We start from the raw sequence: 13,831 nt of genomic DNA, 5'->3' as shown, positions 1-13,831 counted from the left end.
CGTGAAAGCAAGATGTGCTCACGAGTTTGTGGCATAGGGCCGTCAGTTGCAGCAACAACTAGGATCGCGCCGTCCATTTGAGCAGCACCAGTGATCATGTTTTTAACATAATCGGCGTGACCAGGACAATCTACGTGTGCGTAGTGACGTGCAGGAGTATCATATTCTACGTGTGAAGTAGAGATAGTTATGCCACGTGCTTTTTCTTCAGGCGCATTATCGATTTGATCGAATGCTTTAACGTCGCCGCCGTAAGTTTCAGCTAAAACTTTAGTAATTGCCGCAGTAAGAGTTGTCTTACCGTGATCGACGTGGCCGATAGTACCAACGTTGACGTGTGGTTTATTACGTTCAAATTTTTCTTTAGACATGATATAGCCTCATTCCAGATGTTAATACAGGTGGTAATCGAACCACTTGTGTTTTAGGTTTTCGAATTATAATACCAATATAAAAAAATAACTAATTACAGCGTATTTTAATTGGATCATTTGTTCATATTAGGAGAATTTATTTGGAATAAGATATTAAAAAGAGGAGTAAATAAAGAAAAAGATAAAAAGATGGTGCTGATACGCAGATTCGAACTGCGGACCTCATCCTTACCAAGGATGCGCTCTACCAACTGAGCCATATCAGCAACACTATTTTTGGAGCGACTTGTGGGATTGTAAAAGTGGATATCTCGATGAGATACTTTTACTACCCTGCTCTCTATATTCACCCTAATCTTATACACATCTTAAATTATCTCTAATCCGATGTTCTAATAACACTAAGTCCTTTTAAATTAGGTGAACACCCACGACGTCACTGTCGAACGAGGCGCATAATACCGAAGTTTTTTTTGAGCCGCAAGCTTTTTTTTGTGAAAAAAGATAAATCTAATTTCATCTACCGTTATTGGTGAAATCACACCAATACTCAATAATTTTTCAGAGGGATATAATCTATCAATAATACCAATTGCATTAAAGATATGATCTTGTTGTGCGCAGGGGAAATTTGCAAGAACAAGGCGCTCGAATGACCAATAGCTAGCTATTGGGATTGAGAGGTACGCAGTTATTGTTGATTTAAACTAGCACAAGTGGTCAATTGTTAAATGCAATTGGTATATGATCGGATTTTGTTCGGTCTTAATGCATAGAACAGAGAGTTGTGCACAGCCCTCGTTCGCTAGGTATTTCGACCTAATAATACCCACGCAATGGATCAATGGTTATATTCGCGCACGGAAAAAGCAAGCACTGCAACAGGGATTATAGAGCGACCACCAGCGTGTATTCTGAGACTGTCATCAGATCCTAAACAGCAGCGGCCTACAACACGTATAAGGGGTGCGAGTAGTACGCGGTAAACCTTATTGTTGATTTAAATGCTTGTGTCTGAAATTGGCTGTCGAGGGTTCGATAATTAATCATCAAATAAATTAGGGATTAGCTATATGCAAGGAAGTAAATATACGACTATGTCATACTTTAATTTTGAAATTTCAACGGGATTTTAACAAGAATTTTAACAAGAATTTTCTATAAGATACAACTTTAGGATGGAGTTTTAAAAATTGGAGCAGGCGGCGAGAATCGAACTCGCAGCTTTAGCTTGGAAGGCTAAGGTATTACCACTATACGACGCCTGCTTTTTGGCACTTTTATTTGAGCTGTTCTGGCCTAAAAGTTACCAGCTAGAACGTTTAAAAGTATGTAAACTTATAAAGCTTTAATCTATTGCTGTTAGTAGTTAAAATGGTGGAGGGAGGTGGATTCGAACCACCGAAGGCTGAGCCGTCAGATTTACAGTCTGATCCCTTTGGCCACTCGGGAACCCCTCCACATTTTAATACTACTCTGAAACCGATGGTGCCGACACCAAGAGTCGAACTCGGGACCTACTGATTACAAGTCAGTTGCTCTACCAACTGAGCTATGTCGGCGTTCCGTTTCAGTGGTGCGTATACTAGAGATTCACTCGGCGTTATGCAATCCTTTTTTTCATAAAATATGCTTTTTTTTAATAAAAAGCACTAGAACGAATAAAATACCAACAGTGCGGCTATTTTGCGTACAGAATCAAGCCCTCTAACACCAAATGAGGCCGATTAATTCCCATTTTTCGTATCTCGGGCGGTAAATGATTAATCCCACCTCCCGTTAAATAAACCACGGGCTGTTCCAGCTCAAATTGAGCTTTGGCTTTGTGGATGGCATAAAGCACAGTTCCAGCTAGCGCAGCACGACATCCGTTTTGAACACAGGCTTTAGTGTGCTGACCAAACTGTAGTTCGTCACCGTGATGACCGCCACTGCGCACTAACGCTGTATGCTCCGTCAACGCCAAGTTCATCAAGCGAAAGCCAGGGCTAATCCAACCGCCGAGATGCAAACCTGTACCATCGATTAAATCAACGGTCATCGCAGTGCCGATATCAATCACCACCACTGGCGCATTAGCATCCTTAAAAGCAGCTAACATCGCCAACCAACGATCAATACCCAGCTTTTGTGGGTTTTCATAACTATTAGTGACACCAAAGGCTGCCGCGGGGCTTGATATTTGGCGGTAACGCACCCCTAGCTTTTCGGCCAGTGCTTTGACATGGTGATAATTTTGCTGCCCGCCGACATTGGCATAAAGTACTTCATCAACCGTACCGACCTTATTAAGGTGCGGGCGGTGACAAAAATCTTTGACTATAAAGCTGCCAAGATAATTAAGTCGCTGGCCTTGGTTTTCATCTATTAACTGCGCTGCTTTTAATTTGCTGTTACCAATTTCTATAAGTAGTTTCATTTAGTTTGTTTTCTCAACGAGATTTCGCCACCGAAGAAGGTTTGTGATTCACCTTCTATATCCAACACGATGCCGCCTTGAGCATCGACCCCAGTTGCAATGCCCGCAATACGACGCTGACCAATGATAAGCTCAACCGCATCACCACTAAAACAGTCATAGACCGCCCACCGATCCACTAGGCCAGCAAAGCCAGTCAATTCGAACTGCTCTAGTACCAGCCACAGATGGGTCAAGATAGTGGCTGCAATTTTGTTTCGATCGAGCGTTATGCCCGTTTGGGCCAAATCACTGTAAGGTTGATCGATTTTAGCCCGGACTTGTGGTGGCAACGAGACATTAATGCCCGTTCCAATCACGATGTCACAGCTTTCGGCCCCTTGTCCTTCCAGCTCAATTAAGATGCCCGCGAGTTTACGCCCCTGATAATAGATATCGTTAGGCCATTTCAGCCCAAGATCGTCAACGCCTAATTGTGTTAATGCTTCAGCAATCGCAATGCCAACCGCCAAACTCAGTCCCATCGTGGCATTAATGCCTTGCTCAAATCGCCAATGCATCGACAGATACAGACTCGCGCCCAAGGGGGAAGCCCAATTACGACCACGGCGACCACGACCAGCCGTTTGTGCTTCAGCAAAAATGACACTGCCCGATACTTGATCCGCGAGCGCACCGCTATGTATTTGACGCTTGATCAGCTCATTGGTTGAGGTGACAACTGTCTCCACACTCACCTGGGGCAGATTAGCACGGCAAAGGTGGCGCTCAATCTCTACTTGATCAAGCAAAACTATCGGCTTGGCCAAGCGATAACCTTTACCGGTCACGCTATAGATATCAAGATCGAGCTGTTGCAACGCGCTAATATGCTTTGCTATCGCCGAGCGGCTAATGCCCAGCTGCTGGCCCAATGACTCGCCAGAACAAAAGTCGCCGCTGGCCAAGGTTTTTAAAATTTGTAAGGTAGAATAATTAAACATTGAGTGCCTGCTAATGTTGAGATGCTAGATTACTAAATTCATGGTCTAAGCTGCTATAACCAGCTGCCGCAATAAAATTCACTTCTGGCTCAAGTGTAACCCCAAATTTAGTGGCAACTTGCTGTTGCACATAAGCGGCTAGTTTAATTAACTCAGCCGCACTCGCCTGCTCTTGATTAATCAGAACTAAGGCTTGATGCTGATGCACTGCGGCACCACCAATCGCAAATCCCTTAAGTCCCAGCTGATCAATCAACCAGCCTGCCGCCAGCTTAACTTGATCCCCTGCCGGATAAATCGGGCAATTAGGGAATTTAGTCAGTATTTTAGCAGCGTTCGACTTAGCCACCACCGGATTTTTGAAGAAGCTACCAGCGTTAGGTAATACTGCAGGATCGGGCAGTTTCGCCTGACGCACAGCAATAACCTGACGAGCGACATCAAGTGGAGTAATTGGCTCAGCCTGGTTGGCTGCCCATGCTTTAAGTTCACCGTAGCTCAGTTGTGGCTGCCATTGCTTGGCCACTTTAAAATACACCCGACTAATAAAATAATCACGACTGCGTTTTAGCATGCTATCGCGGTAAGCAAACTGGCATTGTTCATTGCTAAAATATGATTTAGCCCCGCTAGACAATGAATAGGCATCAAGTCCAACGCAAAGCTTAGCTAACTCAACTCCGTAAGCGCCGATGTTTTGAATTGGCGCAGCTCCGACCGTGCCTGGAATAAGCGCAAGGTTTTCAAAACCACCAATGTCTTGCTCGCAGCACTTAATCACCAATTGATGCCAATTTTCGCCACCGCCAACACTGATGTAATGATAATCGGCATCTTGCGAGAATTGACAACCCATGATTTGGTTGTGTAATACAGTGCCGTTATAGTGCTGGCTAAATAACATGTTTGAACCACCGCCCAACACCAAGACCTTAGATAGCGGCAACAATTGTGTTAACTGCTCGGCCCTGCTAATGCCAACCAGCTGCTCGCAACTGGCAACAAGCTGTAATGAATTTAAATGAGTGAGAGATTGAGGCATCGGGTAGATCAACTGGCTTAAAATGAACCAGAAGTTTAAAGCAATTTGGTCAGTATAACCATATATACCCAAGTCACTTGCTTATGCAGCTTGGAACAAGAAGCCACTTATCGTTAGAGGTGGCTGCTCTTATCTATTTAAATTAACCTAGTCGTTAGGCGATTGCTTTAACCAAATTAAATAAGTCTGACTGAACGGCCGCAGCCGTCACTTCACGACCAGCACCGGGGCCGCGAATAATTAATGGATTCGCTTGGTACCATTGACTGGTCATCACAAAAATATTGTCAGAAGGCGTTAAGGTTGCACAAGGGTGCTCGTTACTTAGCTGCTCTAATCCAACGCTCGCCTGCACTTTACCTTGCACCACTTCAAGTTTAGCGACATAGCGGATCACGCAGTCATTCGCTTTGGCCGTTTGATATAAAGATGACAAAATAGGATCAAGCTCTGACGCGCGGCTAATAAACTCATTTAAACTCACTGCCGCTAATTGTTCTGGCACCATAGATCGCAATTCGATATCGGCCAATTCAAGTTCAAAGCCTGCTTCTCGGGCCAAAATTAACAGTTTGCGTTGCTTGTCTTTACCCGACAAATCATCGCGAGGATCGGGTTCAGTAATGCCAAGGTCTCGCGCCCGCAATAACAAGCTAGAAAAAGCTTCACTGTCGTCATAATGCTCAAACAACCAACTTAACGTGCCAGAGAATACCCCACTAATCGACTGGATCTGATCACCACTTTGACGTAAATCGTTAATCGCATGCAGCACTGGCAAGCCTGCACCAACACTCGCGTTATACAACCATTTACAGTTATTACTTAGTGCGTTTGCTTTGATCTGGTTGTAATAGCGACTTTCACTCGAACCTGCCAACTTATTAGCGCTTATTAAGTGATAGCTATTCGATAAAATATCACTGTAGCTGTCTGACAGCGTTTGATCGGCCGTAATATCAAGCATAATCAATTCATCTAGGCCATGATCGGCTAGCGCGCTAAGCAGACCATCTTTACCCAAAGCCTGACTGCGCTGTTGATATTGCTCAGCCCAGCTCGCCGGGTTAATGCCCGAGAAGTCAATTAACGCTTTGCTCGAACCAACCACCGCCACCAAGGGTAATTTGACATTAAAACGCAGCGCCAATACCGATTGCTGCTGCTTGAACAATTCCAACCAACAGCGACCAATATTGCCAGCCCCCAACAAAACCACGCCAATGCGTTTGCTGGGGCTATAAATGCGATGGTGCAACATATACGTCAATAAACTAACCCGCTTTGACGGTACAATCGCGCTAAGGCTTAAGCCGTTATCCGACAAAACAATCGGCCATGCCGACTCTTTATTGAAGAGTTTATTAAAGAGTTTTCGATACCAAGAAACACCAGCATCAAGCAACGAAATTAAGCCGCAGTCGCTGTGCTTAGCCCACTCAATGTTTTGGTCTTGAGCAAGCAGCGCCTCAAAGGCAGGTGCCGCTTCTAAACTCAGGCCCAATAAAATATCGTGACCATGGCGGCTCGTCACTAAAGGAAAAAACCCTTGCTCGGGCAGCGCTGCAACCAACTGTTGTGATAACGCATTATCAGGCAATAGATACAACTCAACCTCTGTCATGCCATTGATAATACAATCGCCGACATGTCCCAGTCGCTTACCAATTTCGGTGAAGGCAGAATCAGGATCAAAACTACTGCGTACCCGTAGTGCAATTTTATCTTTGGCCAGCGGTTGCAAGGTTCGGCGATGCAGCACAGGGTTGCCAATGCGGGCCAACTCTTCAGCCTCAGCGAGACTTAATTGCTCAATCAGGCGTGCTTCATGAATTAAATTGGGATCAGCGCTAAAAACCCCCGCGACATCAGTCCAAATATTAACTTCATTAGCGCCAGCTAACTTAGCAATTAAGGTGGCGCTGTAATCGCTGCCGTTACGACCAAGCAATAACGTTTCACCACGGCCATCGCTGCAAATAAAACCGGTGATAACTCGTTGCTGTCCCTGCGTTGGCAGGTTCAATGTTAATAAGTTTGCTGTCGACAGTGCTTCGTCGATAATAGGCGTAACTTGTCCTCGGCCGACTAAGAAGTCACGCGCATCTAATGCGATACTCGCGCGACCTAATTGATTAAGTAACGCTGCCAGCAATCGAGATGACCAAACCTCACCGCAAGCAACCGTTGCACTGGCATTATCACCAGCTTCTGCCAGCTGGTGCTCCAAGTGAGCGAGCTCTACATTAAACAGCTCAAGTACCGCGGCTGGCTGTTGTAACAACTGTTCGATCAAACGGCGTTGATATTGAGCTAACTGCAGCAACAGCACCTGATAGTCTTTACCAGAACGAGCAAATTCATGTAACTTAATCAGCTTGTTGGTGGTTTTTCCGGCCGCAGACACCACGACTAAATCGGCAGGATTACTATGGGTCAGCAATAAATTTGCAACCCGTAAATAACATTGCGGATCGGCTAAACTACTGCCGCCAAATTTATGTAACGCCAATGATTGTTGTGGTGCTGCTGCTGTCATCAAAATATCCTATCCATTTGGTCGGTGACCCAACTAATTTATATGCTAGCCAATACGCTATCTAAGCTGCCTGACAAGTCTGCGATTAAATCTTCAACTGACTCGAGCCCAACCGACAAACGGAATAAGCTTTGGCCAATACCGGCCTCAATTTGTGCCGCAGGTTCCATACCGGCATGAGTCATCGTCGCCGGATGAGCGATTAAGCTCTCAACTCCGCCCAAGCTCTCGGCCAAACAAAACAAAGACACTTCATTAATGAGAGTCTCAACTTGTTCAATACCACCAACCAGTTCAAAACTAAGCATTGCGCCAAAACCAGATTGTTGCTTTTTAGCCAGCTCATGGTGCGGGTGATCAACCAAGCCAGGGTAATAAACATGACTCACTGCTGGGTGACTATTTAAGAACGCAACAATCGTCGCTGCGCTTTCCTGATGCTGACGCATTCTAACCGCTAACGTGCGTAAACCACGCATGGCCAAATAACTGTCGAATGCACCTCCGGTGACCCCAATACAGTTCGCCCACCAATCCAGATCAACACCCAGTTGGTGATCTTTAGTGATAATAGCGCCAGCAACAACATCGCTATGGCCATTAATGTATTTGGTACACGAATGAATTACGATGTCAGCGCCTAATGCTAATGGTTGCTGTAACATCGGCGTAAGAAAGGTGTTATCAACCACCACTAACGCACCAACGGCTTTAGCTTGGGCTGCTAACTGTTTAATATCAACTAAGCGCAGTAATGGGTTGCTCGGCGTTTCAATCCATAACATTTTTGGTTGAGTCGCAATAGCCTTCGTCAGCGCGCTTTGATCATTTTGATCAACCACTATCAACTTAAACAAACCACGGCGGGCCAAATGATCGAACATTCGATAGCTGCCGCCATAACAGTCGTGTGGAATAACCAAGGTGTCTTCTGGGGTTAGTAGCTGGATAACTGTCGTTATTGCCGCCAAACCAGTACAAGTCATGACTCCGAATGCTCCGCCTTCCAGATCAGCTAATGTTTGCGCTAATTGGCTACGAGTAGGGTTTCCACGACGCGCATAGTCATATTCGCGTGGCTGATTAAAGCCTTTAAACGTATAATTGCTCGACAAATATATCGGCGGAACGACCGCGCCATGCTGAGTATCGGTGTCGATACCACCTCGGACGGCAATCGTTTCTGCGTTAAATTTTTTCATAATAATACCAACAACCCTTGTACTGTTTGATCAGCTAAGTTATAAAGATGTCTAGATGGCCAATTTAGATGATCAATTTAGAGACGTCAAGATGTTTAGACGTCTATATAGATAATATTTTCATAAGTTATTTGACTGTTGCTGCATAGCCTTTAAAATCTGCAGTGTTTTTCAAAATAGCCCTTCAAAATTTAAGGTAAATTCATGACAATCTGGAATGGTGAGTATATCAGTCCCTATGCCGAACATGGCAAAAAGAATGAACAGGTCAAAAAAGTGACCGTATCCGTTCCGCTTAAGTTATTAAAAATATTAACGGATGAGCGTACGCGCCGCCAAGTTAATAACTTACGCCACGCCACTAACAGCGAGTTGTTATGTGAAGCATTTTTACATGCCTACACGGGACAGCCCCTGCCTGAAGATGAGGACTTAACGAAAAGCCAGCCGGATCGTATTCCCGCAAGAGCGCTTGAGTTAATGGCAGAACTTGGTACCGAGTTAAACAAGCATAAAACAGACGATGAAACTTAACGTAAATTTTATCAGATACCAATTGGTATGATAAAAAGCCACCCTAGCAGGTGGCTTTTTATTGCCTCTATCGTTCCTGCCTGTCACCCAATAAAAAAGGTGCACCAGTAAACTGATACACCTTATGAGTAAACTAAATTAGAGAGTTTAATCTTCCATATAACGCGCTGGCATATCAATGCGAGACACACCAGAGTCGATTGCCGCTTGCGCTACGGCTTTAGAGACCCGTGTTAGCAAACGTGGATCCATAGGTTTTGGAATAATGTATTCCTTACCAAAAGTTAGCTTTTTAACACCACTCGCTTTTAACACTTCTTTTGGCACTTCTTCTTTAGCAATTTTACGGATGGCATGAACCGCCGCAACTTTCATTTCTTCGTTAATGGTTGAAGCACGAACATCTAGAGCACCACGGAAAATGAAAGGGAAACATAAAACGTTATTAACCTGGTTTGGATAATCTGAACGCCCAGTGGCCATTATCAAATCTTTACGTGCACCATGTGCAAGTTCTGGTTTAATTTCTGGATCAGGGTTAGAACAGGCAAAAATAATAGGATTTTTTGCCATTAGCTTAATCTGTTCAGGCTCAATGACGTTGGGACCAGAAACGCCAACAAAAATATCAGCGCCATTAATGACATCGTCAAGCGTACGTTTATCAGTATTATTAGCAAAACGACGTTTGTATTCGTTTAAATCTTCACGACTGGCGTGAATAACACCTTTACGATCCAGCATATAAATCTTTTCGCGCATTGCGCCACACGAGATCAACAGCTCCATGCATGAAATAGCGGCTGCACCAGCGCCCATACAGACAATGGTTGAATTTTCAATCGTTTTGCCTTGGATATCTAACGCGTTAAGCATCGCTGCAGCTGTAACAATAGCCGTGCCATGCTGGTCGTCGTGAAAAACCGGAATTGAACAACGTTCTTTTAACGCTTTTTCAATTGCAAAACATTCTGGCGCTTTGATATCTTCAAGGTTAATGCCACCGAAGGTATCAGCGATGTTAGCTACCGTATCGACAAACTCTTCAACCGTACGGTGTTTCACTTCAATATCAATTGAATCAATATTAGCAAAGCGTTTAAAGAGCAGAGATTTACCTTCCATTACTGGCTTTGAAGCTAATGGGCCTAAATTACCCAAACCAAGAATCGCAGTACCGTTGGTTATTACCGCAACCAAGTTGCCTTTGGCGGTATATTTATAAGCATTTTCAGGATCTTTTGCGATTTCACGTACAGGTTCAGCGACACCTGGACTATAAGCCAAAGATAAATCTTCAGCGGTTTCCGCAGGCTTAGTTAGCTCAACGCTAATTTTACCCGGAGTTGGTAACGCATGATAATCAAGCGCTTGTTGACGTAAATCAGCCATTCTATTGCAGTTTCCCAGATCAAACAGTTAATGAATTCAAGAGTGCAGTAACATTAGTCTAAATGAAAAATTTCACTTAAAAATTACTGTAAATTTGAGCTACAAAATACCTCGTCAGCCAGCTTTTTCAAGCAAAAAAGTAATTAAACATTCTGGTCTGACCAAAGCTATTATTTTAAATAAAATTCAATGCGATAACGCAAGCAGATAACCGCAACATTAGTGCAACAACCGCAACTATCTGTTAAAACAACACCCAGTAATTTAACCAAACAAGAGCGTATAAGACAGATAATGATACGGTATTAATGTTAATAACAATAAGGGATCTACCAAGATTGAGCAACGGCTTAGTTAGATAAAAAAGAAATAACTCAGGTAAGATTACATATAGAAATTACAAATCAAACGGTTCAATTAAAGACCACATAAAGAACAAATAACAGCCAAATGTATATTGCGGGTAATATTGCTCAATGACCCACTAACTTTTCTTATAACTCATCAATAAAGAGACATGATTACCGATTATTATTGCTCACACCTTCCACTTATTGTTATCACCAGACAAGCCAAAAATTCACCGTTATGAGGCATATCTGGGATAACAGTTACGTATGCTGGCTATCAATAACCAAGCTTTCGATCAATCACATGCTTAAGCGCCACACCCTGTTTAAGTCTTAAATAGTTATCTGCTATTTGACCACAGGCCGTATCAACATTGGTTACCGCAGAAACATGTGGCGTCAGTAGCACGTTAGCCTGTTGCCATAATGGATTATTCGGTGCTAATGGCTCAGTGCTAAAGACATCGAGAGCCGCGCCACTTAATTGCTCAGTATTTAGCGCGGTGATTAAGTCTGCTTCATTTAAATGATCACCGCGCGCGACATTGATAACTACCGCTCCCTTAGGTAACTGATTAAATAACTTAGCGTCCAAAATCCCCTGAGTGTCTGAAGTCAGTGGCAACAAGCACACTAAATAATCTAGCGAAACCAACATCTGATCTAACCCTTTGGTTCCACTATAAGTTTCAATATTATCGATTGTTTTTTGCGAACGACTCCAGCCACTAACTTCATAATTATTAATAGTTAATCGCGCAGCCACCGCTAAACCTAGTTCACCCAGTCCCAAAATACCCACACGTTTAGCCGCATGGGCGCGCCGTGATTTCCAGTATTGTGAAGACTTATTTATTACGTATTGATTAAACCTTAATTTAAAATAGCCAATCGCATGTAAAACATACTCAGCCATACTTTGTGCTAAATTTGGATCAACAATTCGGGTAACTGCAACCGCGGGTAAATTTCGCTGCTTGATTAAAGAGTCAACACCGGCGCCATAAGAGGCTATAACTTTTAAATTTGGTAATGAAGCCCAAATCGTCTCGGGCGGATTCCAGGCCAATACAAATTCGACATCACCACAGTCCAGACCATTTCGCCACTCAACAATATCGACTTGAGGCAATAACAGCTCAAGTTTAGCGATTAATTTTTCATTATTACGGTCTGGCACCACAACTAATAGGGTCATTCTCAGCAGATCTCTTATCAATGATTAATTTAATCTTACACTTACCGGTCAAAAACAACTAGCTACTAAAAGAGAGTAATGTGCCAAAAACGATCAAGCCAGCACCGCAAGCTCTATTAATTTGCTGACTAAAACGCTGTAAATATTTCAGCAGGTAATCCGATGTAACCAGCATTGCGACCAAAAAAAACCATAAACCATGTAATAAAACCATATACAGCCCATACGAAATAATAAATGAGCCACTATTTTCGCTAGTAACAAGCTGGCTAAATATACTCAAAAAGAACAGCATTGTTTTCGGGTTTAATAAATTACAAAGAAAACCCTGCACGAAATAGTTACCACTGGTTACATTTGGATTTTTTAGTGACTCTTTGGTTAAATCAAATTTAGCTTGCAAGATCCCTGATAGCCCTAAATATATCAAATACGCGGCGCCGCCATACTTAACCAAATTAAACAGTAAATCATTTTGTGAAATAAAGTGACCAATACCAATAATTGAATAACCAACATGGATGCAAACACCACTAGCAATACCTATCGCGGTCAAAACCCCAGCTTTGCGCCCTTGGCTCAAACTATTTTTAAAAACTAACACAAAGTCGGCCCCGGGGCTGATCACAATTAACAACCCTAAGATTCCTAAGCTAATAAATTCCATAATATTTCCCATTAAATAAGTAATTATTGCTTATTGTATCTAGATTTAACCAAGTTATAATCGAAAGTAAATCACTACTACATGTGAGTTATATTCACCAATGAGACACCTCAAAGCATTCCATATATTCCATGTTGCAGCGAAGTCATCGAGTTATAGTAAAGCGGCTCAAGAGCTGAGCATCACGCATGGCGCGGTGAGTAAACAAATAAAAACGTTGGAACAGTACCTCTGCGTATCCTTATTTTATAAAAAGGGTAGAAATGTGGCGCTGACTCCACAAGGAAAGCTATTAACGCAATATACTGATAGCGCCTTTACCGCCTTAAGTGATGGGATCACTAGTTTAAAGACGGTTCCAAATCATATCGAAGTGTCTTGTGAGCCAACCTTAACCATGCGATGGCTAATGCCACGCCTCGCAGATTATTATCAGATATCAAAAGTCGATGTTCGACTATCGACAGCCGGCGGTGACATATCATTCGAAAATACTGGGATATCAATGGCAATACGCCGTGATGATTTCATCATCAACCCAAACTATATCGCCGAGCCATTAGTTCAAGAATGGGTCGGGCCGGTGTTTTCACCTCAGTACTGGCAGAAGATCAAAAATGATTTAGAACAGATAGTATTTCTTCACAGTGAAACTCGATCCAATGCATGGTCGTTATGGGAAAGTGAGGCCAAGCTGTTAATTTCTGATTCAAATAAACATCAGACATTTGGTCATTTTTATTTTTGTTTACAGGCAACAATTGACGGTCTCGGGGCAGCAATCGGGTCATATCCTTTAGTGGCTGATGACATTAAAAGTGGTCGCTTGGTAGCACCATTCGGTTTTAGCTTGTCTGGTAACAATTACAGTATTATTCGGCCAAATACCGAAATGAGCCAAAGTGAATTAAGTTTTATAAATTGGTTAAAAATACAGATGGCTACATGCCAACCTACTGCGCTATAGGAAATTAGCCGCTGGTTATTTTATTTGGGGGGATTACCCTCCAAATTAATGATTGAAGCAATCTAACGATTGGGAGTTGATAATATTCTTATACCAATTCCGTTAATTTTGTGATCTAATGCGGCTTATGTAAAGGGAGCGTATATGACTCAAACTATTTCACA

11 protein-coding genes and 4 tRNA genes are annotated in these 13,831 nt (G+C 43.0%); 2 read left to right on the top strand and 13 right to left on the bottom strand.

The genetic code is table 11. From position 1 onward, the window contains the following. From HRU23_20030 to metB, 10 genes are all read right to left on the bottom strand, one after another. On the bottom strand, positions 1 to 371 hold a 371-nt coding region (locus tag HRU23_20030; GenBank protein NRA56430.1), incomplete at its 3' end, for a 50S ribosome-binding GTPase. 193 nt (positions 372 to 564) lie between these two features. Continuing rightward, positions 565 to 640: transfer RNA gene (locus tag HRU23_20025), tRNA-Thr, on the bottom strand. Positions 641 to 1,568: 928 nt separating this feature from the next. Continuing rightward, a tRNA-Gly gene (locus tag HRU23_20020) sits at positions 1,569 to 1,642 on the bottom strand. 107 nt (positions 1,643 to 1,749) lie between these two features. Then, positions 1,750 to 1,834, bottom strand: a tRNA-Tyr gene (locus HRU23_20015). A 26-nt stretch (positions 1,835 to 1,860) separates the two neighbouring features. Further along, positions 1,861 to 1,936, bottom strand: a tRNA-Thr gene (locus HRU23_20010). A 119-nt stretch (positions 1,937 to 2,055) separates the two neighbouring features. Next, entirely contained in the window at positions 2,056 to 2,793 is a 738-nt protein-coding gene (locus HRU23_20005; GenBank protein NRA56429.1) for a type III pantothenate kinase, read from the bottom strand. Then, positions 2,790 to 3,776: a bifunctional biotin--[acetyl-CoA-carboxylase] ligase/biotin operon repressor BirA gene (birA, locus tag HRU23_20000; protein ID NRA56428.1), complete on the bottom strand. Its 987-nt coding sequence runs from the start codon at positions 3,774 to 3,776 to the stop codon at positions 2,790 to 2,792. Before birA ends, HRU23_20005 begins: the two co-directional genes overlap by 4 nt. Positions 3,777 to 3,786: 10 nt before the next feature. Next, complete coding sequence (murB, locus tag HRU23_19995; GenBank protein NRA56427.1) at positions 3,787 to 4,818, bottom strand: UDP-N-acetylmuramate dehydrogenase; 1,032 nt, start codon at positions 4,816 to 4,818, stop codon at positions 3,787 to 3,789. A 154-nt stretch (positions 4,819 to 4,972) separates the two neighbouring features. Next, positions 4,973 to 7,357 (bottom strand): bifunctional aspartate kinase/homoserine dehydrogenase II, encoded by a 2,385-nt coding sequence (gene metL / locus HRU23_19990; GenBank protein ID NRA56426.1) that lies wholly within the window; start codon positions 7,355 to 7,357, stop codon positions 4,973 to 4,975. 38 nt (positions 7,358 to 7,395) lie between these two features. Next, complete coding sequence (metB, locus tag HRU23_19985) at positions 7,396 to 8,559, bottom strand: cystathionine gamma-synthase (protein ID NRA56425.1); 1,164 nt, start codon at positions 8,557 to 8,559, stop codon at positions 7,396 to 7,398. Positions 8,560 to 8,763: 204 nt separating this feature from the next. Here metB and metJ point away from each other — a divergent pair, with 204 nt between their 5' ends. After that, on the top strand, positions 8,764 to 9,093 hold the full coding sequence (gene metJ, locus HRU23_19980; protein ID NRA56424.1) for a met regulon transcriptional regulator MetJ: 330 nt from the start codon (positions 8,764 to 8,766) through the stop codon (positions 9,091 to 9,093). 147 nt (positions 9,094 to 9,240) lie between these two features. On the opposite strand, the gene HRU23_19975 is transcribed toward metJ, so the two are convergent. From HRU23_19975 to HRU23_19965, 3 genes are all read right to left on the bottom strand, one after another. After that, a complete protein-coding gene (locus tag HRU23_19975) occupies positions 9,241 to 10,485 on the bottom strand; it encodes a malate dehydrogenase (GenBank protein ID NRA56423.1) in 1,245 nt (414 codons plus the stop codon). A 627-nt stretch (positions 10,486 to 11,112) separates the two neighbouring features. Further along, positions 11,113 to 12,033: a glyoxylate/hydroxypyruvate reductase A gene (locus tag HRU23_19970; GenBank protein NRA56422.1), complete on the bottom strand. Its 921-nt coding sequence runs from the start codon at positions 12,031 to 12,033 to the stop codon at positions 11,113 to 11,115. Between the two features lie 58 nt (positions 12,034 to 12,091). Further along, a complete protein-coding gene (locus HRU23_19965) occupies positions 12,092 to 12,700 on the bottom strand; it encodes a LysE family transporter (GenBank protein ID NRA56421.1) in 609 nt (202 codons plus the stop codon). A 100-nt stretch (positions 12,701 to 12,800) separates the two neighbouring features. Here HRU23_19965 and HRU23_19960 point away from each other — a divergent pair, with 100 nt between their 5' ends. Beyond that, entirely contained in the window at positions 12,801 to 13,667 is an 867-nt protein-coding gene (locus HRU23_19960; GenBank protein ID NRA56420.1) for a LysR family transcriptional regulator, read from the top strand. Positions 13,668 to 13,831 lie beyond the last annotated feature (164 nt).

It is taken from the genome of Gammaproteobacteria bacterium (assembly GCA_013214945.1).
Classification (GTDB): Bacteria; Pseudomonadota; Gammaproteobacteria; order Enterobacterales; family Psychrobiaceae; genus Psychrobium.
The sequence above is the reverse complement of the archived record's forward strand: the minus strand, read 5'-3'. Positions and strand labels throughout refer to the sequence as shown.

Bases quoted from the DNA above. Each gene is read 5' to 3' on its own strand.
- metJ (NRA56424.1), top strand. From the start codon at position 8,764: ATGACAATCTGGAATGGTGAGTATATCAGTCCCTATGCCGAACATGGC.
- HRU23_19965 (NRA56421.1), bottom strand. From the start codon at position 12,700: ATGGAATTTATTAGCTTAGGAATCTTAGGGTTGTTAATTGTGATCAGC.
- HRU23_19970 (NRA56422.1), bottom strand. From the start codon at position 12,033: ATGACCCTATTAGTTGTGGTGCCAGACCGTAATAATGAAAAATTAATC.
- HRU23_19975 (NRA56423.1), bottom strand. From the start codon at position 10,485: ATGGCTGATTTACGTCAACAAGCGCTTGATTATCATGCGTTACCAACT.
- murB (NRA56427.1), bottom strand. From the start codon at position 4,818: ATGCCTCAATCTCTCACTCATTTAAATTCATTACAGCTTGTTGCCAGT.
- HRU23_20005 (NRA56429.1), bottom strand. From the start codon at position 2,793: ATGAAACTACTTATAGAAATTGGTAACAGCAAATTAAAAGCAGCGCAG.
- metB (NRA56425.1), bottom strand. From the start codon at position 8,559: ATGAAAAAATTTAACGCAGAAACGATTGCCGTCCGAGGTGGTATCGAC.
- metL (NRA56426.1), bottom strand. From the start codon at position 7,357: ATGACAGCAGCAGCACCACAACAATCATTGGCGTTACATAAATTTGGC.
- HRU23_19960 (NRA56420.1), top strand. From the start codon at position 12,801: ATGAGACACCTCAAAGCATTCCATATATTCCATGTTGCAGCGAAGTCA.
- birA (NRA56428.1), bottom strand. From the start codon at position 3,776: ATGTTTAATTATTCTACCTTACAAATTTTAAAAACCTTGGCCAGCGGC.